This is a genomic window from Herpetosiphon llansteffanensis, assembly GCF_003205875.1.
GTDB classification, from domain to species: domain Bacteria; phylum Chloroflexota; class Chloroflexia; order Chloroflexales; family Herpetosiphonaceae; genus Herpetosiphon; species Herpetosiphon llansteffanensis.
On sequence record NZ_PUBZ01000022.1, the window covers coordinates 70,852 to 95,607 of the forward strand.

The following is a 24,756-nucleotide window of genomic DNA, read 5'->3' on the forward strand; positions in this document are numbered from 1 at the left end:
AAGCCCCCCGTTGGTTTTGCTGGCGGGCTGACTCATGCAGTCCGTCACGTCAATTGTATCATATTTCACACGGCGATTTCAGGGCTGTTCGCGATTGCGCTTTGTGGACTATCCTAGGCCCCGTTGCGCTTCATCCTTCATCCCTCATCCTTCATCCTTATCAACGGCGTACCCCAGCAATTGTGCCAGCCCAAAACCACTGCTGCACATCATCGAGGCTGAAGCCATGCTGGCGTAGCGCCGTATTGAGGATCGTTTGGCGCTCAGCGGAGAGCGTGTCAAGCCACATTTCTTCCTTATCGATGCGCAGGCGGCTCAAGCCACATTCGCGTAGCAACTCGGTTAGATTGCGTTCGCTATAAAAGCGAATTGAATAGTCGATCCATTGGCGGACAACCTGCTCGACAAACGAGCGGCCAGGCTCTTCCTCGGGCAACAAAACGCTGCGTAATAGCAATTGGCCATCGAGGGCTAGCGCATCGGCCAAATATTCCACGAAGGCATGTTCATCGGGCATAAATTGAATAACTTGGGTTGCCAAAATAATATCGATGCCGCTGCGTGGCAACTCGAAATCGCGCCAATTGGCCACGCCAAATTGAATCGAGGTGATGCCTGCTTGGGCTGCGGCCTGGCGCGCTTTGGCAATTTGCTCAGGCGAAAGATCAATCGCAATAATTTCTGCATCGGGCCAAGCTTGGGCTAAGGCGATGACCAATTGGCCTTGGCCGCAGCCAACATCAAAAATACGCGGCTTGGCAGCAATTGGCTGGCTTTGAAGCACGTGTAATACATCAACGGGGCGCACAAAACTAGTTCCAACCGGAATAGTGGCATAATGGCGAACGAGATCCTGTTCATGCATTGCTGCTGCTCCTTCTAATGCTTAAGGGCGATGTGCAACGAACTGTTATCATATATCGTATTAGCACCTAGAATTATCACATGAAGATGCTGAATGCAATGCCAACTTGCAAAGAGTTGGTTCGCTAGGTGTGTGTGGAGCAACTGTTTATGACCGCAATTCAGGTTGAGAACCTCGTTAAAATCTATGGCCCGTTGCGAGCCGTCGATGGAATTAGCTTCGAAGTAGCTAAGGGCGAGGTCTTTGGGATGCTTGGGCCAAACGGCGCTGGCAAAAGTACAACGACCGAGATGATCGAAGGCCTACGCAAGCCCGATGGTGGTAACATCCATGTTTTGGGCCACGATGTTTTAAAAAATGTTGAGCCAATCAAGCAACGGATTGGGATTCAACTGCAAACAACCTCGTTATTTCAAAAACTCACCACCCGCGAATTAGTTAAATTGTTTGCCTCGTTTTATAAAAATACCCTGCCGGTTGACGAAGTGATTGGCTTGGTGAACTTAGAAGAAAAAGTTAATACTGCCTCGAAAGACCTCTCTGGTGGCCAACGCCAGCGCTTGGCAGTGGCAATTGCCTTGATCAACGACCCCGATATTATCTTTCTTGATGAGCCAACAACCGGGCTTGACCCACAGGCGCGGCGCTCGATGTGGGATGTTGTGTCCAACTTGCAAAAACGCGGCAAAACCGTCTTTTTGACCACCCACTATATGGAAGAAGCTGAGCGGTTGTGCGATCGGGTGGCGGTGGTTGACCATGGCAAGATTATCGCTTTGGGCAAACCGCAAGCGCTCATCCACGATAACTTCGACGAAACCGCCTTGGAATTCTCCAACGACGAGCAATTGCCTGAGAATTTGCTGGCGAGTTTACCGGGCGTGGAGCGGGTGCAAAACGAAAATGGTATCACCACGATCTACTCAAAAAGTGTTGCCCGCACGACGAATGCCTTGATGGCCTTGGTTGAGCAACAACAAACCGAGCTTCGCGGCTTTACGATTCGCGCCGCAACCTTGGAAGATGTGTTTTTGAAATTGACTGGTCGACGGATTCGCGACTAAGTGTGGGAGCAATTACCTCATGTTTGTGCAATTATATCTATCACAATGGCGCGAATTTGCCCGCGACCGCATGGCGCTGTTCTTCACCATCTTGTTTCCGCTCATTTTTATTAGCATTTTCGGCTTGCTCTATGGTGGCGGCAGCAAATTTGACGAAAAAGTCGGGATTGTTTTGGAAGATCAAGGCCCAATCGGCCCGCAACTTGCAAGCGCAATCGAAGGCTTGACCCAAACGCCAGCAGGCCAAGACGCTGATAAAAATGTCTTTTCGGACATGAAATTTAGCCGTGGTAACGCCAGTGATTTGGAAAGCCAATTGCAAAAAGGCGATCTCCAAGCCTTGGTGATTATTCCAGCTGGCCTGAGCGATAGCATCATCAGCGGGAAACCTATGAGTGTCACGGTTAAGGTCGATCAATCGAGCCAAGTGTTTGCGCCCTTCTTCCAAGGCGTGGTTGGTAATATCGTGCAATCGGTTGACCAAGGCATTACCCAATCCAAGCCAATGTTGACCATGCAAGTGCAATCGGTACTTTCAAGCCAAATTCGTGGGATCGATCTCTTGATTCCTGGGATTTTGGCCATGTCGATTATGCAACTTGGCTTGTTTGCCACCGCGCAACCAATGATCGCCATGCGTACCCAAGGCGTGTTGAAGCGCTTCAATGCAACGCCATTGCCACGCTGGATGTTGTTGGTAAGTTATGTGGCGATGCGGTTGACGATTGGTTTGCTGCAGACGATCATCATCATTGCGGTTGGCAAGCTGATGTTTGACGTAGCAATTTTGGGTAGTATCGTGGCCTTGCTGGGCTGGCTGTTGCTGAGCATTTTGATGTTTATTGCAATTGGCTTCTTCGTAGCGGCGATTGCCAAAACCGAAGAAAGCGGCAACGCTATCACCCAATTGATCAACTTCCCAATGTTGTTTCTCTCAGGGGTGTTCTTCCCCGTGACGGGTTTGCCCGATTGGTTGCAAGTGGTGGTTAAGGCCTTCCCATTGACCTATACCGTCGATTCGCTGAAGCAAGTGATGATCAACGCGCCGCCAATCAATACACCGTTGGTCAATCTCGTGGTGCAACTTGGTTGGCTGGTGGTGATGACGGTGCTCTCAATCCGCTTCTTCAAGTGGGAAGCCAGATAGGGATGAGGGATGAGGGATGAGGGATGAGGGATGAGGGATGAGGGATGAGGGATGAGGGATGAGGGATGAGGGATGAGGGATGAGGGATGAAATCCCATCCTTCGTGCCCTTTGCGATATTTGTATACTTCGTGGATCAGATATTCAACGCAGAGGCGCAGAGAACCAATATTTTGGCTCTTGGCTCGATAAATTCAGCCAAGAGCCTTTGTTTAGCTACAGCCATGAATTTTCTGCGTTAACGTTCATCCCTCATAATTCATCCTTCATACTTTTAAAACAGGCCCCGCGCTGGTTGCAGCACTTGCTCGCCGATGTGGACGAAGATTGAGCGGCTGCGCCACGTTTGATAATTGACCTCGGTTGATTGAGCGCGATCGTTCAAAAACATGGCTTCCATTTGGCGCGCAAAGGCTGGATGTTTGATCGTGGCGTTGATTTCGTAATTGGCTGCCAAGCTGCGGGTATCTAAGTTGGCGCTGCCGACGGTAGACCAAACACCATCAACGGTCATGGTTTTGGCGTGAATCATGGTACCGCGATAGAGCAACACGCGTGCGCCATGCTCCATCAATTCCCCCAACAAGCCACGACAAATCCAATCAACCACGATATTATCGGAGATTTCGGGCACCATAATTTGAATATCGACCCCCCGTTTGGCCGCATCAATCAAGGTTGCGCGAATGAGAGGGTCGGGCAAGAAGTAGGCGTTCGAAATATAAATGTAGTGCTTGGCATCATTAATTGCATCAAGATAGGTTTGGCGAATTGGCAATTGATATTCGATTGGATCATTAGCACAAATGCCAACGTGCTCATTGCTGGTGGTTGGATAGCTTAATTTAATCTTGTGCTTTTTATTATATTTATTCCAAAGCGCGATAAATTCTTCGGCGATATTGGCGGCCATTGGACCTTCGATTTTTAAATGGGTGTCGCGCCAAGTGCGGGCATAGTTGCGGCCAATATTCATGCCGCCCAAATAGCCAATTTTGCCATCGATGACCAAAATTTTGCGATGGGTGCGAATCCACATATTGGTATCAAAGAATGAGCGAATCGATTTGAGCCGCCCAAATTCAAAAACGCGAATGTTGCGGCGTTTGCCAAACAACTTAAAGCGCTCGGGAACGTGCAACGTGCCAATGCCATCGAAGGTAACATACACTTTAACCCCTTCGCGGGCTTTGCGAATCAAGGCCCGTTTGAAGGCAAAACCAACCTCATCGCGCTCGAAAATATAGCTTTCGAGAAAGATTGATTCTTTGGCAAGAGCAATATCAAACAGCATTTGGCGAAACACCGAGCCACCATCATCAAACAGTTGCACGGTATGCTCGCCCAAATCGATTGGTGGCAAATCAAGCTGCGGAAAGGTATTTTCTACACTTCGATTGCGCAACTTGGCATAGGCCATCAGCGCTCCCATCAAGCCCAATTGAGCCACAATGCTGGCAAGCAGCAAGCGTGGCAACGAAACTACCCACTCGGTCAAAAACCACAACCCAACCTTGAGCCAACGCATAGCGATCCTTTCGCAGCTTCGACCTCGGATCAATGAGGCCAAGCTTGCTTGTCGCAATTCCAATGCCACCACTATAGCACGGCCACGCTTAACCAAAACAGGCCATCAATTACTGATAGCCTGTGAATTACTGATAGCCTGTGATTGCTGTTTTCCAGCCCCCGATCCCCAACAACCAATCCCCAGCTTTAGTATGCGCCGCGACCGAACAGCACCGCCGGAATCGTCATAATCATAATTCGCAGATCAAGCCAGAGCGACCAATGCTCGGTGTAGTAAATATCCAAGCGCACCATATCGTCGAAGGTCGTGTTGGAGCGGCCTGAGGCTTGCCACAAGCCAGTCAAGCCGGGCGTAACTTCCAAGCGGCGGTAGTGCCACTCTTGATATTGCGCCACTTCATCGGGCACTTGCGGGCGTGGGCCAACGAGGCTCATCTCGCCACGCAGCACATTGTAGAGTTGCGGCAATTCGTCGATGCTCAGTTTGCGCAACACGCGGCCAATTTTGGTGACCCGTGGATCATCTTTGATTTTGAAGAGTGCGCCTTCGGCCTCATTTTGCGCCATCAAGGTCTTTTTGAGGGCTTCTGCATTGGGAACCATCGTGCGCAATTTGTAGACCATAAACGGCTTGCCATGCTTGCCGATGCGTGGTTGGCGAAACACAACTGGCGCTTGGGGCGCAGAAAGCTTGATCATCAAGGCGGCAATGCCCCAAATCGTGGCCCAAATTGGCGCGGTTAGGCCGATGAGCAGCAGATCGGTGGTGCGTTTGAAAACATAATTCCAGCCGCGAATGACATTTTTCTTCAAGCGCAACAATGGAATTGTGCTCAAGCGCTGAATGCTGACCCGATCAAAACTCAGCTCATACAAATCGGGCGCAACCCGAAATTCAACATTGAACTTGCGACAAATGCGCACAACTTCGGGCAAGCTGGTATGTGCCCAAAATGGCAGGGCAATAATCACCTGATCGACGTGGCGCTGACGCATAATTTGTTCAAATTGGCCGAGTGCACCCAGCCAACGGAATTGCTCGCCTGGCGCGGCTACATCGTCGCGATCATCGGGTGGGCCTTCGACATAGCCCAACAAATGATGGCCATGGTCGAGGGTATATTGCAGCTCTTCCATCACTTGTTTGGCGAGGCCGCGATTGCCGACGACGACAACTTGCTCTAAGCCAACGCCGCGTCGCCAAGCCCAACGCCGCAGCATGCGCAAACCAACGCGGCCCAAGGTTAAGGCCACAATCACACAAAACCAGACGAAGACCATAATCAAGCGCGACCATAAATCGGCGCGGTTGATAAATAGCCACATGACGGTGAGGGCGAGCGCAATCGTGGTGCTGGTAACGATAATGCTGAACGAATCGAAGGCCGAGGCAGAACGGGGTAAGCGATAAAATCCCCGCCAATGCAGGGTTGTGCTGAGGGTCAGCATAAACACCAGCATCATCGGGTAGAAGGCCGATAACTGGCGATACGAAGCTGGGTCGTAAATATCGCGGCCTAAGCGCACATCATAACGCAGCCAATGCGCAAGGGCAAAGGCTGCGAGAATCAAACATCCATCGAGCATGGTCAGAGCCAGCCGCGATGTGGTTTGACGCACATCGCGACGCGAAAAGATCGGTTGGCTGGTCGACCAATCGCTCATCATCCAATCGACTCGTCTTGCCATAACAACTCAGCTTTTTCAATCCGCACAGGATCGCCATGGCGTACACCAGCGGCAAACAAGGCTGCTGAAACTCCCATCGCTTCCAACACCCGTTGGAGCCGATCAAGAGATTCGCTTTGGGCAAAGTTCGTCATTGAAACAAGCCGTTCAATTTTCTCGCCGTGGACACGCAACACGCCATCTTCTTCAGTTTCGAGCCAGAAGTCATTCGGGTCGATATTGCTGAAGCGGAAGGTCAGAATTTCCTCGCTGTACGGGAGGCGGGTGATCCGTTCGGGCATTTCGAGCAGAATATCAACAATGCGGCGTTGCAACGGCTGAAGGCCTTGGTTGGTTGCTGCCGAAATTGGGAAGATATTTTCTGGCTCGATGCCCCAAGCGATAATTTGTGGACGCATCAATTCGTCAAAGGCTTGAGCATCGGGTAAGTCGGTTTTGTTCAAGGCCACGAGTTGTGGGCGCTGGGCCAACTCGCTCGAATAGGCTTTGAGTTCGGCGTTGATCGTTTGGAAATCTTCAAATGGATCGCGGCCTTCGGTGCCAGCTGCATCGACTACGTGCACCAAAATGCGCGTGCGCTCGATGTGGCGCAAGAAATCGTGACCCAAGCCAACGCCACGGCTTGCACCTTCGATCAGCCCAGGAATATCGGCCACGACGAAGGTAAAATCGTTGTATTCGGCTACGCCCAAATTGGGCGAAAGGGTTGTAAACGGATAGTTAGCAATTTTTGGGCGCGCAGCGCTAACCATTGAAAGTAAGGTCGATTTGCCAGCATTTGGAAAACCAACCAAGCCAACATCAGCAATAACTTTTAATTCAAGCTGAAGTTCGCGCTCTTCGCCTGGCTGGCCAAGCTCGGCAAGCCGTGGCACTTGGTTTGAGGCGGTGGCAAAGTGGGTATTGCCCAAGCCACCCTTGCCGCCACGAGCCACCAACAACTTTTGGCCAGGAAACAACAAGTCGACCGTTTGCACTTCGCCTTCAATTTCGGCGCTGACGGTGGTTCCTGGTGGAACCCGAATAAACATATCTTCGCCAGTGCGGCCACGTTTGCGCTGTCGGCCAGCGTTCAAGCCCTTATCGGCTTCGTAATTGGTTTCAAAGCGAAATGGCAATAACGTATTTAAATGGGGGCTTACTTCAAGATAAATACTACCGCCACGGCCACCATCGCCACCATCGGGGCCGCCACGCGGAACATACTTTTCACGGCGAAAGGTAGCCATCCCATCGCCACCATCACCAGCTTTTACTGTAATTAGCGCACGATCTATAAAATCTGACATATACATTCACCCATTTCGTGTGGTTAATTATTCAATTGCTATCGTCACGCAGGATACATGAAGAATCGCATGCTGTCCAATGCGTTTAGACACAAAAACGACGCTCTCGCGAGCGCCGAATAGCTATAACTATACCATAATTTGGCCTAGCCTGGGGTGATTTCATCGGCTGGTTCGATGCCGAGATCATCAGTCCCATCGCTTGAGTTCGGGTCCGACATTGGGCCATCGACTGGCACATATTTATCTTCGGTTGCGCCATGCGTGCTATCAACATCGTTTTCATCAGGGCGAATCGTATTATCTTCACCAGTGATTTGTGGGTCTGTCATTGCAGTAACTCCAGCTATCCAAAAGAATTTCTACCCCAGCCTAATGCAACCTTTATGCCACGAAATCGAGGGATGAAGGATGAGGAATGAAGAACATAGAACATAGACCATAGAACATAGGGAAAGTCAAAAGTTAGAAGTCAAAAATCAGAAGGCAGAAAGCAAAAGTCAATAGCCCATAGCCCATAGCCTATATGTGCTGGTACATCACGTTAACCACCGCCTGATCCCCTCGCCCGTGGCGCGGGCGAGGGGCTTAAATCCCGTGGTTCTCCCCCAATTCCTTGGTACAAAAGAGGCTGCTCCCCCTCGCCCGCGTTCAGTGGGAGAGGGGGTTGGGGGGTGAGGGACCATGATTGCCAATCCAATGAACCATTACACCCATAACCTATAACCCAATCTGTGGCTAAAAAATCAACTTCGCGTTCTTTGCGCTCTTCGCGGTTTCCAGCCTTCGTGTTCAAAAAAGCCCGATCCCCAACCCCAGCAGCCAGTCCCCAGCTTCTAAAACACCAACAGCAGCGACACCGGAGAACCAGTGATGTCGCTGCTGTTGATGAAACAACCGCCGATTACTTGGTGATCATCGGCAGATAAACTGTTGTTGGCAGGCGACCAACGATATAAGCTTGGCCTTCGGTCTGGCTGCCAGCAAGGTCGGCCCCCAGAAGCAAATCGCCATGCCCATCGCCAGTAGCATCGCCTAAGCCCGCTACCGCCCGCCCAAGGCGGCCACCGCCAACAACGCCATCAAGGCTATAGCCCTGTTCAGCTGTCAATTGAGCCAAGTTAATCGTGTTGCTGACTGGTGGCGTATTGATCACATACACTCGACCAGTATCGGTGCCATGCGTGCTATCAACCCCATACGCCCCGATAATCAGCTGTTGATCGCTGTAGCCCACCGAAAAACCTGCCTCATCACCTGGTTGCTCTCCCACAAAGCGCACCGTGTTGCTCAATGGCTGAGCCAAATCGAGCGTGCCGCTCAAGGCAGCACCATAGACCAAATCGACGCGGCCAGCGCCACCAGCAGGAAATTGATCGCTGCCAACTGCTAAATCGCCACGTTGGTCGCCATTGACATCGCCAGTGCCAACAACGCTAATTCCAGCGCGATTGCTTGCGCCAGCGCCTGCAATGACAAAGCCATTATGGGCCAATGCGCCAATGTGGAATGATGTATTGGTGTTTGCACCCCAAACCACGGCGACGCTGCCAGCAGCGCTACGGCCCAATGGATCGGCAACATACGAGCCAACCAAAATCTCAGGCTTGCCATCGCCGTTCATATCGCTGGTGCTGCCCACGGCGCTGCCAGCCCGATCGGCAGCGGCTGCCCCGTCGATGCGATAGCCATAGTTGCTGGCGGTTGCCAAATCGATGGTGCTGGTGGTGGCTTTGCCCCAAACCACATAGGCTGCGCCAGCGTTATCAGCGCTTGCATCAACGCCAATCGCGCCAATTACAACTTCGTTCAAACCATCGCCGTTGAGATCGTCGACCCCAGCCAGCGAGTAGCCTACGCGATCGCCGCCAACTGCGCCATCGATGCGATAGCCATGATTGCCAAGCGCCGCCAAATCGAGAGTTGTGGTCAGCGATCCGCCCCAAACCACAAATACGCTGCCAGCGGTCGAGCGATCATTGGGCGATTCGCCCCACGCGCCAATTGCAAAGTCGTCAATTTGGTCGCCGTTGACATCGCCAAGGCCAGTCACGCTCCAGCCAGATGAAGCACCCTGACTGGCCCCATAAATTGCCACGCCCCGCTCTGCCAGATCAGGGGCTTGCAAGGTTGCAGTCATTGCTTGGCCCCAAATTAAGTAGGTGGTGCCAGCACTTGCTCGGCCTAAAGGTGCGGCGACCCACGCGCCGACCAAGCTATCGCTCAGGCCATCATTATTAATATCGCCAGCGTCGGCAACCGCATAGCCAGCATGCTCGCTCGCGCCGCCAGTAAACGCCACAATCGTCTCGTTAGTAAGATTTGCAGTGGTGTGCTGGGATTCAGCATATGCCCAGCCACCGAAACCCAGGGCAATGCCACAGCCGCATAACCCCACCATTTGGCGTAATTTCAAAACCAGACCCTCCAAGAATGTGTGCTACGATGTTTAATTTAGACAGTTATTTCCGACTAAATTGTTTTTACATCGCGAGACTATACTCGATCTTCAAATTCACGTCAAACTGGTATACTAGAGACTGTTTTTGGCTTGCTTAGCGGTATTCTGAAGGAGCGCGCATGGTTCGGGTATTATTCGTCTGTTTAGGCAATATTTGTCGTTCGCCGATGGCCGAGGGGATTATGCGTCACTTGGTCGAGCAACGAAAGCTAAGTCATGCGATTGAAGTCGATTCTGCTGGCACGAGCCATTATCATATTGGCGATGAACCGCATCATGGCACGATGCGCATTCTACGCCACAATGGCATTAGCCTTAGCCACCGTGGCCGTCAATTTAGCAAAATCGATCAACAAAACTTTGAATATTTGATTGCCATGGATACTCAAAATCGCCGCGATATGCAAACAGTTTTGGGTGCAAACGAAGCAGAGGTGCGCCTGATTCTCGATTATATTCCCAACGGAGTTAAAGGCCGCGACGTGCCCGACCCTTGGTACACTGGCAATTTCGAAGAGGTGTATTCAATGCTGTACGCTGCCTGCAATGCCTTGCTCGATGAAATTGTGGCTACCAAACTCTAACCTTAAATTCAAATGCCCGCTAGCTGTTCAAATCGAGCAGCTAGCGGGCACTTTTTAGTTAATTTCAGCCAACGTTCAGCAAATCGCGCAAGAAGACCGCAGTATGCGAGGTTGGGTGCTGCGCAACTTCTTCGGGCGTACCTTGAGCAATAATATACCCGCCGCCAGTGCCACCCTCAGGCCCAAGATCGATAATCCAATCGGCAGTTTTAATCACATCAAGGCTGTGTTCAATCACCAAAACGGTGTTGCCAGCTTTGACCAAGCGCTGAATCACGCGCAAGAGATTTTGCACGTCGGCGAAGTGCAAGCCGGTGGTTGGCTCATCGAGAATGTAGATCGTGCGGCCTGTGGCCACCCGCGCTAATTCTTTGGCCAACTTGACCCGTTGGGCTTCGCCACCAGAGAGCGTCGTCGCCGATTGACCAAGTTTGATGTAATCCAAGCCGACATCGTGCAAGGTCTGTAGCACCCGTTTGAGCTTGGGATGGTTCTCGAAGAACTCAAGCGCTGCATGCACATCCATATCCAGCACATCAGAGATCGTTTTGCCTTTGTAGCGCACTTGCAAGGTTTCGCGATTGTAGCGCTTGCCTTTGCACTCGTCGCAGCGCACCCACACATCGGCCAAGAAGTGCATTTCGATCTTTTGCTCGCCATTGCCTTGGCAGGCTTCGCAACGCCCACCTTTGACGTTGAACGAGAAACGGCCTGGTTCATAGCCGCGGAGCTTAGCATCAGGCGTGTTCGAAAACACCTCACGAATCTGATCAAACAACTTAACATAGGTTGCTGGATTCGAGCGTGGCGTGCGGCCAATCGGCTGCTGATCGATGTCGATCACTTTATCAAGCTGCTCTAAACCTTCGAGAGTATCGTATTTGCCAACCCGCAATTGGGCGCGATTGAGCAAATTTGCCAAAGCTGGATAGAGCGTTTCGGTGATCAGCGACGATTTACCCGAGCCAGAAACCCCAGTCACTGCAATCAACGTGCCCAACGGAATCGTGATGTCGAGGTTGTTGAGGTTGTTGTGGGTCGCGCCGCGCAAAGTGATATGGCCCTTGGCTGGGCGGCGGGTTTCTGGCACTTCAATTTTCAAGCGCCCAGACAAATAGCTGCCAGTCAACGAGCCATTGCTGCTGATATATTCTGGTTTCCCTTCGGCCACAACTTTACCACCGTTGACCCCAGCACCAGGCCCGAAGTCAACCAGCCAATCGGCGGCCTTCATGGTATCTTCGTCGTGCTCAACCACAATTACGGTGTTGCCAAGGTCGCGCAATTTGGTCAATGTGTCAATCAATTTACGATTATCACGTTGGTGCAAACCAATTGATGGCTCGTCGAGAATATACATCACGCCCATCAAGCCTGCGCCAATTTGCGAAGCCAAGCGGATGCGCTGGGCCTCGCCGCCAGAGAGCGATGGTGCTGAGCGATCAAGCGTCAGATAGTGCAAACCAACGTTGAGCAAAAAGCCCAAGCGCTCGCGAATTTCTTTGAGCACTTCGCCAGCAATTTCCAGTTGGCGACCATCAAGCTTGACGGGTGTTGGCGCTGAAGCCAGCAATGGCAACACCGTGGTATCGAGGCCATCGCGGCTGACCCAATGGGCATCGCTGCCGGTGAGGCCACAGGCCCATGCATAGCCTTGGGCCACAGTTTTGGCACAAATTTGTTGCACATTTTCGCCGCCAACCGTAACTGCCAAACTTTCTGGCCGCAACTTCGCGCCATGACATGCATGACAAGGCTGATCGCTCATCCATTGTTGATAATGCTCGCGCATATTTTCCACGCCAGTTTGCTGGAAGCGGCGCATAATTTCGGCTCCCAAGCCCTCCCAACGACGAAAATATTCGCCCTTGGATTGACCTTCGCTCCAGACGTGCTTAACTTTTTCGCTGCCAGAACCTTTAGTCAAAACCTCGCGCACCTGTGGCGAGAGATCTTTCCACGGCGTATCAAGGTCGAACTTGTAATGGGCGGCGATTGCTTGCAACGCGCGATAGCCCCAGCTGCCAACTTTTTTGCGCAACTCGCCCCAATACGTCACCGCGCCATCGTGCAACGATAAATTGGGGTTTGGCACTAGCAGTTCTGGGTCAACTTCCAAGCGCGTGCCTAAGCCAGCACATGAAGGACACGCACCCTGTGGCGCATTGAAGGAAAACATTTGTGGGTTGAGTTCAAGGAACGAAATGCCACAATCAACACAGGCATAATCTTCGCTCATCACAATATCGCCAGCGGCGTTCAAACCAGTAATGCTGGTTTCTTCTTCTGGCAACAATTCTTCTTCAACCTCGGCTACCGCTTTGGCCTTGGCTTTTTTGGTTTTTGATTTTTCAGTTTGTTGGGCAAACTCAGGCAGGGCGATGATGATCGTGCCATTTGCTGTACGCAGCGCGGTTTCAACGCTATCGTTGAGTCGCGAACTGAAGGTTTCATCATCTTCGGTTGGCACAACTAAGCGATCAACCACAATATCAATCGTATGTTTAACTTTTTTATTGAGTTTAATGTCGTCTTGCAGGTCGCGAATTTCGCCATCGACCCGTACCCGCGAAAACCCTTGCGAGCGGGCATCGTCGAAAATATCTTTGTATTCGCCTTTGCGGGCAGCAACCATCGGCGCTAAAATCATAAAGCGCGTGCCCTTGGGCAGTTCATTGACCCGATTAACCATCTGTTCAGCGGTTTGCGAGCCGATTGGCTTCCCACAATTATGGCAATGTGGCACGCCAATCCGCGCAAACAAGACCCGCAGATAATCATAAATTTCGGTGACCGTGCCAACGGTTGAGCGCGGGTTTTTCGAGGCAGATTTTTGTTCGATTGCAATTGCTGGTGATAGCCCGCCGATAAAATCGACCTTGGGCTTTTCGAGTTGGCCCAAAAACTGGCGCGCATACGATGAGAGCGATTCAACATAGCGGCGCTGGCCTTCAGCATATAACGTATCAAAGGCTAACGATGATTTACCTGAACCAGAAACACCGGTCAGCACAACTAATTGATCGCGTGGAAGTTCGATGTCGATGTTTTTAAGATTGTGCTCACGAGCGCCCTTGATCACAATTTTATCCTGCGCCATACACCCGCCTTTATCGTAAAATCTATGTCTTTAAGCACTTTTTTGGTGCTTGAACAGGAAAAAGCCCCGCGCGTTACTCCAGCGGCAGCGCTTGGGGAGCTGAATAATCGAACAGACGTGTTCATTATAACAGAGTTTGCCCGCCATGATCCGCGACTTTTGAATGAAATCCGTTAATGGTAAGGATGAATTATGAGGGATGAAGAATGAAATTTAACCCCGAAGAACGCGAAGATTATGAAGTGTGGCGGTTGATCATTTTCATAGCCTAGAGCCTTATTGCATGCAAATAGTGGTTCATAATTCATCCTTCATCCTTCATCCTTTTTGAAATAGTGGTTCATAATTCATCCCTCATAATTCATCCTTCTATTTATGGTATGCTTCAAACGATGATTTGTTGTGACGACCTCACGATGGCGCTTGCATGATATTTTTGGGCTTGTTCCTCATTATAGTTTTAGTTGGCTGGTGGATTGCGCGGCGAGCAACGCTCGATTGGCGCGTGATTGGGCTGCGTTTAACTATCCTCGGCTGTATTGTGCTGTCGCTGGCCTTACCGCGCAGCCAAACCAATCAACAAGCTAGCCCATTAATTTTGCTTGTCGATCAATCGGCCAATTTGCCAAGCGATGTGCGTGATGCCGCTTGGAATGAGGCGCTTGCTTTTTACGAGCAACAAATTGAGCAACGCCCAGTGCGTTTGTTGGCCTTTGGGGCCGATGTGCAGGTGAGCCAAACCAACCAACGCCCAGCAATCGATCCCAGTGGCAGCGATTTGGCTGGAGCCTTGCAATTTGCTGGTGGTTTATTGCCGCAAGGCGGCGATATTATTTTGCTCAGTGATGGAGCCAGCACAACGACCAACGGGCAGAATCAGGTTAGTAGTTTTGCTCAGCGCTCAATTCGTTTGCATAGCGTGCCAATGAGCTATCTCGAAACCGATATTCGGGTTGAATCGCTGATTGTGCCACCTGCCTTGCGCGAAGGCGAACGATTTAGCGCCGATGTTGTGCTTTATTCGAGCGTCAGCGGCCAAGTGCGGCTTGAATTAAGCAGCGATGGCGTTGGCCTGGCTGCGCGAACGATCGATATTAGCGAAGGCCGCAATCTGGTTTCATTTCAATCAACCGCTGGCGCACGCGGGTTTCATCGTTTTCAAGCCAGCTTGCTTGCCACCAACGATCAACAACCAGATAACAATCAACTTGCTGCTTGGACTGTGGTTGGCCCGCCGCCACGCGTGCTGATTATTGAGCGGTCGCCGGATAGCTCGGCCAATTTGCGCGATGCTTTAGAAGCTGCCAATTTGGTGACTGAAGCCTTGCGGCCAGCAGCCTTGCCCACCAGTTTAAGCCAACTGCGGGTGTATGATTCAATCGTTTTGCAAGATATTTCGGCCAACGATTTAAGCCTTGATCAGCAATTGGCTTTGCGTGAATTTGTGCGCAGCCTTGGCCATGGCGTGGTCGTGCTTGGTGGGACGAACAGCTATAACTTGGGCAGCTATGCAGGAACCCCGCTCGAAGAATTATTGCCAGTTTCGATGGAGCCGCCGCCGCGCCGCGAGCGCCCAACTGTCACGCTGCTGCTAATTCTCGATCGCTCGGCAAGTATGCTCGGCGAGTATGGCAAAGATAAATTTAGCCTTGCCAAGGCCGCTGCGATTGCTGCCACCGATTCCTTGGGAGCCGACGATACGATTGGCGTGTTGGCCTTTGACGATACCAACGATTGGACAGTCAATTTCACCAAGGTTGGCCAAGGCTTGCAACTGAGCGAAATTCAAAATAGCATTGCTGGCTTGAGTGCTGGCGGCGGCACCAATATTTATGCAGCCTTAGATGTTGGTTTAGGTGGTTTAGCCCAACAAACTGGCAAAGTTCGCCACGCTGTGCTGTTGACTGACGGTCGTTCTGGCGGCGAAAGCTCGTATGAATCGCTGATTGCGCCATTGCGCGCGCAAGGCATCACGCTTTCGACGATTGCGATTGGTGGCGATGCTGATACTGTTTTGCTCGAATCATTGGCCAAATTAGGTGCTGGGCGTTATCACTTTGCCTCAAGGCCCGATGATATTCCACGCCTGACGCTGCAAGAAGCAGAAATTGCCCGCGAAAATCCATTAACTGAAGGCCAATTTCAGGCAAATCTTGCCACGCCGCACCCAGCGATTCGTGGCCTTAACCTTGGCGAAATGCCACCGTTTGGCGGCTATGTAGCGGTTACTCCGAAGCCTGAGGCTGAGCAATTGCTCACCACCAGCGAGGGCGATATTCTCCTCGCCACGTGGCAATATGGGCTTGGGCGGGCTAGCGCGTTTACCTCAGATGGCGGCGAACGCTGGACTTCACCATGGCGGCAGTGGCCAAATTGGGGCAATACGATGGCCCAAATCATTGCTGCTACCTACCCCAATCCCGCCCGTGGCGATTTGCGAATCAGCAGCGAGCTACAACAAAATCAAGCAATTATTACCCTCGATGCGCAAGCAGAAACTGGCGAACTCTACGATTTAGCCGATGTGGGCTTGCGGGTGCTGGCTCCTGATGGCAGCGAACAGGTCTTGCGTGCTCCGCAAATTGCCCCAGGCCGCTATCAAGCTGTGGCCGAGGTTCCGCAAACGGGGGCTTACCATATTTTGGCGGCCTTAGAGCAAAGCCAAAATCGGCTCGAAAGCCAGGCGGGCGTAATTCAGCCCTACAATCGCGAATGGGCGGTTTCAGCCAATCCAGTGCTGTTGCAACAATTGACCATCCTTGGTCGCGGCCAGCTTGGCACGTTGCAGCAAATTGCCCCAAGTATTCAAGTTGCCAACCAAGCAAACACAATTCAATGGTGGCCGTGGCTCATTGTGTTGGCTTTAGGTTTGTGGTTGGTTGAAATTGCAATCCGGCGGGGCGTGATTCGTTAATTATTTAAACCATGGTACTCTTGGACAAGCTTTTGGCTTGATTGCATATCCAAGGAGTGACCATGGCGCAGCCCGTAGCTACTGCCCGCCCGCGCAACCATAGCATCGATGTGATGAAGGGCTTGCTCGTTTGGGGCATGATTCTGGCCCATGTGATTAAATTTAGTGCTGATCGCCAATGGAAACAAGTTCAATTAGGCGAATTTATTGGCGATGCTAGCTCGTTTGCTGGCTTTGTCTTTTGTTTTGGCTACACTGCACGCTTTGCCTACCTCAATGATCAACCACGTTATCGCCAAATGATCAGCACGATTATTAAATTAGTTGTTGCCTATTATATTTCTGGCTTGATGTCGATGTTGCTGATTGAAAACCAACCGCTGACATGGCCCCGCTTCGTTGATCTGATCATATTTCAAAAATTGCCGATGTATTGCGAGTTTTTGATTAGCTTCGCAATTTTGCTTAGCGTTGCAATGCTGGCCCGCACGCCGTTACGTTGGCTGCTCCAACGTCCATGGTTAATGTTGGGCTTGATTGGGCTTTTACTTGGCACGACGTTTTTCCCCTATGCCAAGGTCACTTCGGTGCCATTAAGTTTATTGGTTGGCACAAATCCACCGTTGGCCTATCCTTTTCCGGCCTTGCAATATAGCCCAATTTTCTTCTTAGGGATGCTCTTCGCTCAGCAACAATGGCGTGGCTCATGGCCCACCTGGCTTTTAGGCGGGCTTGGCTTTGCTTGGCTGGTTTGGCGCTCGCTTGAACAACAACCGTTTAATCGCTTTCCGCCAAGTTGGCATTGGATTGTTGGCGGTTTGGCGGCGGCCTTGCTCTGGTTTAGCGTTGCCAGTTTGCTAGCTCGCAGCTCGTGGTTTGTGCGCATCTTGCAACCAATTGGAGCCAATACCTTGGTGTATTTGCTGCTTAGCAATTTGATTATCTTCAAATCGATTCCATTTGCCCAACCGTTGGGCTTAGTTTATTCAATTGTCTACACCGCAATCATTATTGGCGTGATTTGGTTTGTGCTCAGCATAAGTCGGCCAACGCCCGCAGCGCAACGTTAGAGCGGCAAAATCTCATCATCACGAATTTGGGTCAAAATTCCGTTGATATAGGTGGGATCAAGCCCAAAGCGATGGCCGCAGAGAATGCCAAGCCCTTTGCTGCCACGCCGATACTCGCAGCCCAAGCATTGCTCGAATTTGGCGGGAGCATCATACAAACTGCATTGATCGCTTTGCGTGCTGCCAAAACGAATTAGTTTGGGTGGGCTTGCTGGCTCATCTTGCTGATCGTTGAATAAAGCACGGGCAACTTTTTTGCGCATACTGGCCTCCTTGGCTGTGGGGATGCGTTCTATTTTAGCATGTTAAGGTTGGGCATGGGTTTGCAACCACATCCGTTGGCCATCGCTGCGAATGTGAACTGAGCCATCGAGTTTTTCGTGCAGCAAGCGCCGTTCTTGGCTGCCACGGGCAAAATAGCTACGCGGATCTTGTTGTTCTGGCTGGCCTTGGCTATAAATCAGGGCTTGCGCACCGCAGCTATTGGCTAGCGAACGATCATCGCCCCGCGACCATGGCCAGATCAATAATTGACATTGCAGCTGGGCAACAGGCAATTGCTTGGCAACCCGATCACTTGGATTGAGGCCAATGAGACTGTGCCATGAGCCAAAACTGAGTTTGATAATTGCTTGCGATTGAGCTTGGGGAGCAGCCAAAACCGTTACCTGCACCTGATCGACGCTGAGCGTTTGGCCCGCCTCGATAAAGACCACGCGACTGCGTTGTTGCTTCAAGGCTTGGGCTAGCTCAGCAGCCACAGGATCGTGCTCGAAGGCTGGGGCCAGCAAGATGCCAATCTGATAACTGCGCGCTAAGGCCAAAGCACCACTTAATTGCTCTGGCTCGCTGCTGGTTAACACTAAAAGATCAATTTGGCGTTGCCAAAAAGGCAAGCGCTCGCCCATAAGCGCCATAATTGCAACTGGATCGGTGCTGCCATCGATCACAATTTGCTTGGCATTGGGCGTTTGAACCAAAACGCTATTGCCAGCAATGGCGGGCACAAACAGATGCAGATTGCCATCGCCACGATAGTGCCATGCTTGCCAAGCCACAACGATGCCACTAAGACCAATGATTCGCGCCAACCAGCGCTGCCAGCTTGCCAATTGCTGCCAACGTTGCCACAATTGTTGCATAGATTGCTCCTTGGAACGTTGAACAGCTAGAGCCACAAAAAGCCAAAATTTGGCATGGTTGCTCGTATTTTGGGTCGCAATTTGCTAAAATGCTGCCAACATCGCGCTTGGAGGCTGGGATGACCACAGTCTGGTTGACCGAATGGCTGGCAAAACAACGCTTAACTGATCAATACCAACAAGGCGTGGCGCTGCAACAAGCGTTGCAACTGGTGGTATTCGATTGGATTCCTGCTGTATTTGCTGGTTTGCAGCAGCAAGCTGCGGCCAATTGCTGGCCTGATCAAGGATTTAACCAACACATTAACGCCAGCGCCAAGCAGCTCGCGTTGTGGCATGGCAATGTTCAGCAGTATTGCGAATTAAATCAGCAGCAAACCAACCTGCCTCTGCAACTCCCCAACCTTTGGCAAGCCAACCAACCAATCCTCAGCGCCAAACAAATCCAAGCAATTCGCTCGTTTTGTAGCAGCGTCAGCAACGATTCGCGCTCTGCAAGCTGGACGATTTGCGTGGCCGATGAGGCTGAGTTGTATGCCTGCGAGCTGCATGCGCACGCACTTTTTGGCGACATCGCAGCGCTTTGGCAGCCAATTATGCAAGCCTTGGCAAGCAATAACGAACTTGAGGCCGCGATTAGCTTAATCTTGCTGCAACGCCAAGTAGCCGATTACGCTGGCATCATTGAAACCTTCAATCGGGCACGGGCAGCGCATCCCCAAGCTGCGCACGAGCTTGTGCCATGGCTCGACAATCAATTAAAACCAGGGTTAATTGATGATTTACGCGCAATGCTTGAAGCGGTTTTGTTGGCCTACCAACTGCACAATACGACCGATCAAGCCTTGCTCCAAGCGCTGCAACAGGCAATTATGGCCTTAACTCCTGCCGAAGTTGGGCCTGATGATGACGAGGATGACGGATTAGCACCCAGCCCACAGCGCGGCTTACCCTTGCCAGCAGTCAATCTGCCAATGCCAAATATCTTGCGCTTTGCTACCCCTAAAACTCAGATCCTTAATGAGCTTAAACCTGTTTGGCAGGCCTTGTTGGCAGGGCTTGTGGTTGATGCTCAGCTTGGCAAGCGCCAGCAATTGGTGCTGCAATGGTGGCTCACCTGGACAGAACAGCAATTATTTCAGCCAATTCAAGCCCACCATTTGCTAAGCCAAATGCCTGATTGCAAAGCTCCGTTGGGTTTGTTGCTTGAAGCCTTGCGCGGCGAATTGGCCTTTGTGCTAGGCCAGCCTGAATTAGCCCAACAATGCTTTGGCTCAACTATTGCCGCTAGCCAAGCCTTGCTCGATAATCACCACTTTGCCAGCCATACGCACCAAAATCGGGCTTTTGTTGGCTTGTTGGCGCAATGGCAAGGCAATAGTTTGATTATGCTTGGCGATTATGCTGCTGCTGAGCGTTGCTATGCTAGCATGGCCAATTTTTTGGCTGCCGACGACCGCGAAGGCCAATGTTTGGCGGCGATCAATCGCGGCAATATTGCTTTTGTGCGCAATAATTTGCTCGATCATCGTGGCTACATGAGCTACGACAAAACTGAGCAAGTGCTGTTGCGCGGCGATCAACCGCCAGAAGCGTGGTTGGGGCTGAAATATAGCAAGCATCGTCAAGCCTTGACCCAAGCAGAACAAGCCTATGCAGAAGCCTTGGCCTTGGCTGCACAAGCATCAAATTTGGCTTCATATCGCAGTTTGATTCTTGCCAATCAGGCTAATATCGCTTGGTTGCAAGCCAATCTCGTGCATGAGGCTGGTTGGTTCTCGCCCGATTTAGCGGCCAGTTTGCACGATTTGGGCACAGCAGATCAGCTCTATCAACAAGCCCTGCACTTATTGCAACAGGCGCTCGCTGCACTCAACCAAACCTCGGCTGATCGGGTGTTACAAGCACTGTTATTTGCTAATATCGGCGAAGTGCAATTGTTGCTGGGCCAGCCAGCCGCTGCTTTGAGTACAGCCCAAAATTGCTTGCAAGCGCTCGGTTTGAGCGAACTTAAGCCGCAAGCTGCGCTCAAACAAGCCCAAATGCGCGGAATCTTGATTCCTGAGGCTGGCTGGCGGGTGTGGTTGACGATTGCCCGCGCCCACGAAGCGCTCAACGACCTACCCAAAGCCCAGCAAGCCTATGCTAACGCTTGCGAATTGGTGCAATTGCTGCGCGAAAATGTGCAGCAAAGCGATTGGCAAATGGCGGCATTGCAAGATAAATTTCAGGTCTTCGAATGCGCCATGCATTTCCATTTCAAGCATTCGACCGACCACCACCCATTGCTCGAATTGAGCGAAAGCTTGCGCGCCCATGGCTTTGAACAGTTGCTTGAGGCTAGCCAAATTGAGCGTGAGCGTGGGCTTAGCCCTGAGTTGAAGCAGCAACGAGCAGCCCTTGCCGCAGCAATTGCCGCCCGCAGCATCGCAATTCGTTTGTCTTTGCAACAGCCAGCAAGCGCTGATTTAGCCACATTATTGGCTGATCAACGCAACGCTTTTGGCGCTTGGCAAGCCTTGCAAAGCACAATTGCCCAAGCCGTGGCAAGCCAAGATCAAGCACTCCAGCCCCAATTGATAACTTGGCCTGGTTTGCAAGCGGCCTTGGCCCAACGCCCAAATACGGTCATTCTGAGCTTTACAATTGGCAGCGAATGGAGCTATGTGCTGTATGCAGATAGCCAACAATTACATGCCTTTGAGCTAGCCTGCCGCGCCAAAATCGAATATGCCGTGGCGCGTTTGATTTGGTATGTTCAACGTGGCGCGGCGCGTTGGCAGGAGTTTGTGCGCGCCAATCGCGAGGTGGTTCAATTGTTGTTTGCGCCACTTTGGGCGGCGGGGTTGAAGGAGCAATTGCGGGGCAAGCAGTTAATTATCATTCCCGATGGAATTTTATATTATTTGCCCTTTGATTTGTTGTTTTTCGATGATCCGCTTGATGCAAACCAGCAGCCGCTTGATCCGGCGACTTATCGCCAAACTGCTCCCGATCAGGCTACAGCAGAGCAAATTTGCCATGATTTAGTGCCATTTTATTGGCTGAATCATGCCAGCATTTCCAGCGCTCAATCGATTAGCCTTTGGCTACAACTTCAGCATCAAGCAACAACTGAAGCGGCAAATCTGGCCTTGGGAATTTACAACATCAATTATCAAACGAATGTGCCGAGCGTTTATCCTGGCCATATCTATGCCCAAGAATTAATGATCAGCTACAACGATTTGAGCCAAACCAGCGTGCTCAGCAAGGTTTTGGCTGAATTAGCTGAGCATGGAAATATTGTACAACTCACTGCCTGGCAAGCAGATCGCACGCCAGCCAAGGCCGAATTGCAATCGAACGAAGCTAATTTCAAACGTATCTTGAGCGAGCAGGCTATGCGCTACATTATTTTTGCAGGCCATGGCGTGTTCAACGATAAATATCCACAATTTTCGGGCTTGGTTTTTAATTTGGCCGCCCCTGATGGTAGCAGCGATCACAGCGGCCAAGATGGATTTTTGGGCATTCATGATCTATTTGAGTTGCAGTTGCCACAAACTGAATTGATTTTTTTGGCAGCCTGCCAAGCTGGCTTGGGCTTAATTTCACGTGGCGAGGGCATCAATAGCCTCACGCGGGCGCTGATGTATCGTGGCAGTCCAACGATTATTGCAAGCTTGTGGTCGGTCGATGTTTTGGCCACGATGGATTTGGTTACAGCCTATTTTGGCTTGCTCAGCCAACAACCAAGCGCCGATAAAGCAGCAATCTTGACCAAAGCCAAGCAACAATTGATTGCCCAGCAGGACAAGCCGCATTTGGCTCATCCATTTTATTGGGCAGCCTTTATTCCAATTGGAAAACGTTGAAGGAGCAAAGTATGCCAAAGCGTTTGCTGGTGGTAGCGGTTGGGGTCAGTGTCTATGCCAATCCGGCGATTCCGCCCTTGCCGACATGTTGTGATGATGCCAAAGCGTTTTTGAATGCGCTACGTTCCTTGAGCAACCAGCCTCTGCTTGAGCAGGTATTGTTTGATGAGCAGGCAACCAAAGCGAACCTTCAGGCCGCCCTGCAATGGCTGGCGGAAACAGTAACAGCTGATGATCTGGCGATTTTCTATTATTCAGGCCATGGCGCGAGCTTCGACGACGATAATGGCGACGAGAACGATGGCAAAGAGGAATTTTTGTGTCCCTATGAATGTGGCTTGGAGCAAGGCATAGGCAGTTTCGTGCGCGATGATGAGTTGCGGGCATGGCTCACGCCAATTCGTGAAAAAGCGCCCTTGTTGGTTGTGCTCGATGCCTGTCATAGCGGCTCTGCGGCGATGGCTCCTGCTGGCTTGATCGCCAAAGAATTACCAAATGGCTTGGTTAAGCAGATTATTGGATCGGCTGCGCTGCCGCCGCGCACTGCTACCGATCCAATTCCTAGCAATCAAATGCTTTTGGCTGGCTGTAACGATAACGAACAATCCTACATTTTGCCTGGCGAAGCCAATTCGTTGTTTACTGCCAAATTTCTCGAACAGCTTGCCGCTGGTCAAAGCTATGATGTTCAAACATTGTTCAAAGCCGCCTATCACGCGGTGCTTGATGCCTGCGATCTGGCCGGAATTCAGCAAAGCCCCAAGCTGACGAATGGCATGAATTCCTCACTGCTGCTGCGAGTTGATTAACCAGAATATCCCCTCTACGGGGTAGGTTAAAACAGGACGATCAACAAGGCAAATAGTTGACATTGGGGGGATAATAAAGCGAATCTAGATAGCTAAGGAATCCCCCTTATGGTTATGCGATTGCGGGCATGGCTTGAGCGCTTGCCACAACAACATGTGGTCGAACGTCGCCAAGCGATGTTGCTTCAACATATGGTGCTGACGCTCATGCTCGTTTCAGCGATTGGGGTTGTCACTGCACCGCTGACCAGTGGCTCTGCGAATCAAATGCTGCTGGCAGTTGTGTGTTATGGCGTGATGGGCTTGAGTTCATTGTTGGTACTTTGGCGCATTCGATTCAATGCCTTGCAACAAGCTATTTTGATTTTATTGAGTAATTTCCTGATTCAGCTATTGATTTCGTTTTGGGCGATTGGCGTGTATACCCAAGCGGTGGGCTTTACGCTGGTTTCATTTTCGATGCCGATCGTTTTAGCTGGCCTGTTGAGCAATCGGCGCGTGGTTTTTGGCATGACTGGCCTGACGCTGGCGATTTTTGGCCTCATTGGCTGGGCGGAATCACAGGGTTGGGCTGGCAAATTGCTGCTCCCAATCAATCTGCAAGCAATTATTGGTACGTTTACCTTGCTCACGATTTTGCAGGCAGTGATTGTTGATCGTTTTGGCAGCAACCTGCGCACGACCTTGCACGAAGCCTTAGATCGCGAGGCTAGCCTGAGCCAATTGCGCGATTCGCTGGAAGCCACCGTCAACGAGCGTACTACCAGCCTGCGCCAAGCACTAAGCGAGCTTGAACAGCGCGAACTTGCTTTACAACATACTCTCGATACCTTGCAGCATAGCAAACAGATTTTTACTCAACTTAGTGCGCCAGCCTTGCCAATCTTGCCGCGCATTTTGGTGATTCCCTTGGTTGGCGAGGTTTCTGGCGAACGGGCCGAGGCCTTTGCCGAAAATATTTTCAACGCAATTGAAGCCAACAAAGCCCACACAATTATTCTTGATGTAACTGGCGTGACCACGATCGATACCTTTATCGGCAAAGCGCTGTTGCATATTGCTAGCACCGTGCGTTTTCTTGAGGTACGAACAATTTTGGTTGGTTTGCGGCCTGAGGTCGCCGAAACCCTAATTGCATTGCACATTAAATTTCCATCGATTCAGACCTTCGCCAACCTTGAACAAGCAGTTTTATCGTTAACCAATCAACGGCTCGTGTTGAATTAGCAGTAAGAG

The 24,756-nt window shown here is 51.2% G+C and carries 17 protein-coding genes; 8 read left to right on the forward strand and 9 right to left on the reverse strand.

Annotated elements, in window-relative coordinates; translation table 11 throughout:
• Positions 1-160: 160 nt before the first annotated feature.
• Positions 161-865, reverse strand: coding sequence for a class I SAM-dependent methyltransferase (locus C5S61_RS01500; RefSeq protein WP_110513358.1), 705 nt, complete (start codon positions 863-865; stop codon positions 161-163).
• Between the two features lie 149 nt (positions 866-1,014).
• Between C5S61_RS01500 and C5S61_RS01505 the strand changes: the two genes are divergently transcribed.
• Entirely contained in the window at positions 1,015-1,929 is a 915-nt protein-coding gene (locus C5S61_RS01505; RefSeq protein WP_110513359.1) for an ABC transporter ATP-binding protein, read from the forward strand.
• 19 nt (positions 1,930-1,948) lie between these two features.
• On the forward strand, positions 1,949-3,076 hold the full coding sequence (locus C5S61_RS01510; RefSeq protein WP_110513360.1) for an ABC transporter permease: 1,128 nt from the start codon (positions 1,949-1,951) through the stop codon (positions 3,074-3,076).
• 273 nt (positions 3,077-3,349) lie between these two features.
• Here the strand turns inward: C5S61_RS01510 and C5S61_RS01515 are convergent, their stop codons facing one another.
• From C5S61_RS01515 to C5S61_RS01535, 5 genes are all read right to left on the reverse strand, one after another.
• Positions 3,350-4,603 carry a phospholipase D-like domain-containing protein gene (locus C5S61_RS01515; RefSeq protein ID WP_110513361.1) on the reverse strand — a complete coding sequence of 418 codons (1,254 nt, stop codon included), beginning with the start codon at positions 4,601-4,603 and terminating at the stop codon, positions 3,350-3,352.
• 188 nt (positions 4,604-4,791) lie between these two features.
• Complete coding sequence (locus C5S61_RS01520) at positions 4,792-6,294, reverse strand: sugar transferase (protein WP_110513362.1); 1,503 nt, start codon at positions 6,292-6,294, stop codon at positions 4,792-4,794.
• Positions 6,270-7,583 (reverse strand): GTPase ObgE, encoded by a 1,314-nt coding sequence (obgE, locus tag C5S61_RS01525; protein WP_110513363.1) that lies wholly within the window; start codon positions 7,581-7,583, stop codon positions 6,270-6,272. The genes C5S61_RS01520 and obgE overlap by 25 nt, the downstream gene beginning before the upstream one ends.
• Positions 7,584-7,729: 146 nt before the next feature.
• Positions 7,730-7,915 (reverse strand): hypothetical protein, encoded by a 186-nt coding sequence (locus C5S61_RS01530; protein ID WP_110513364.1) that lies wholly within the window; start codon positions 7,913-7,915, stop codon positions 7,730-7,732.
• 572 nt (positions 7,916-8,487) lie between these two features.
• Entirely contained in the window at positions 8,488-9,999 is a 1,512-nt protein-coding gene (locus tag C5S61_RS01535; RefSeq protein WP_110513365.1) for an integrin alpha, read from the reverse strand.
• Positions 10,000-10,163: 164 nt separating this feature from the next.
• Between C5S61_RS01535 and C5S61_RS01540 the strand changes: the two genes are divergently transcribed.
• Complete coding sequence (locus tag C5S61_RS01540; RefSeq protein ID WP_110513366.1) at positions 10,164-10,628, forward strand: low molecular weight protein-tyrosine-phosphatase; 465 nt, start codon at positions 10,164-10,166, stop codon at positions 10,626-10,628.
• 64 nt (positions 10,629-10,692) lie between these two features.
• Here C5S61_RS01540 and uvrA read toward each other — a convergent pair whose 3' ends face one another.
• The gene (uvrA, locus tag C5S61_RS01545) at positions 10,693-13,728 is read right to left on the reverse strand and encodes an excinuclease ABC subunit UvrA (protein WP_110513367.1); all 3,036 of its coding nucleotides are present in this window, start codon (positions 13,726-13,728) and stop codon (positions 10,693-10,695) included.
• 427 nt (positions 13,729-14,155) lie between these two features.
• Between uvrA and C5S61_RS01550 the strand changes: the two genes are divergently transcribed.
• Both C5S61_RS01550 and C5S61_RS01555 read left to right on the forward strand, forming a co-directional pair.
• Positions 14,156-16,642, forward strand: a complete 2,487-nt coding sequence (locus C5S61_RS01550) for a VWA domain-containing protein (protein WP_110513368.1) — start codon at positions 14,156-14,158, stop codon at positions 16,640-16,642.
• A gap of 62 nt (positions 16,643-16,704) precedes the next feature.
• Complete coding sequence (locus tag C5S61_RS01555) at positions 16,705-17,712, forward strand: hypothetical protein (RefSeq protein ID WP_110513369.1); 1,008 nt, start codon at positions 16,705-16,707, stop codon at positions 17,710-17,712.
• Here C5S61_RS01555 and C5S61_RS01560 read toward each other — a convergent pair.
• The gene (locus C5S61_RS01560; RefSeq protein WP_054535472.1) at positions 17,709-17,975 is read right to left on the reverse strand and encodes a hypothetical protein; all 267 of its coding nucleotides are present in this window, start codon (positions 17,973-17,975) and stop codon (positions 17,709-17,711) included. The genes C5S61_RS01555 and C5S61_RS01560 overlap by 4 nt on opposite strands.
• A 42-nt stretch (positions 17,976-18,017) precedes the next feature.
• Positions 18,018-18,854 carry a ComEC/Rec2 family competence protein gene (locus C5S61_RS01565; protein ID WP_110513370.1) on the reverse strand — a complete coding sequence of 279 codons (837 nt, stop codon included), beginning with the start codon at positions 18,852-18,854 and terminating at the stop codon, positions 18,018-18,020.
• A gap of 119 nt (positions 18,855-18,973) precedes the next feature.
• Here C5S61_RS01565 and C5S61_RS01570 point away from each other — a divergent pair, with 119 nt between their 5' ends.
• From C5S61_RS01570 to C5S61_RS01580, 3 genes are all read left to right on the forward strand, one after another.
• Complete coding sequence (locus tag C5S61_RS01570; RefSeq protein WP_164689156.1) at positions 18,974-22,711, forward strand: CHAT domain-containing protein; 3,738 nt, start codon at positions 18,974-18,976, stop codon at positions 22,709-22,711.
• An 11-nt stretch (positions 22,712-22,722) separates the two neighbouring features.
• Positions 22,723-23,520 (forward strand): caspase family protein, encoded by a 798-nt coding sequence (locus C5S61_RS01575; RefSeq protein ID WP_110513372.1) that lies wholly within the window; start codon positions 22,723-22,725, stop codon positions 23,518-23,520.
• A gap of 108 nt (positions 23,521-23,628) precedes the next feature.
• Positions 23,629-24,747, forward strand: coding sequence for an STAS domain-containing protein (locus tag C5S61_RS01580; protein WP_110513373.1), 1,119 nt, complete (start codon positions 23,629-23,631; stop codon positions 24,745-24,747).
• Positions 24,748-24,756 lie beyond the last annotated feature (9 nt).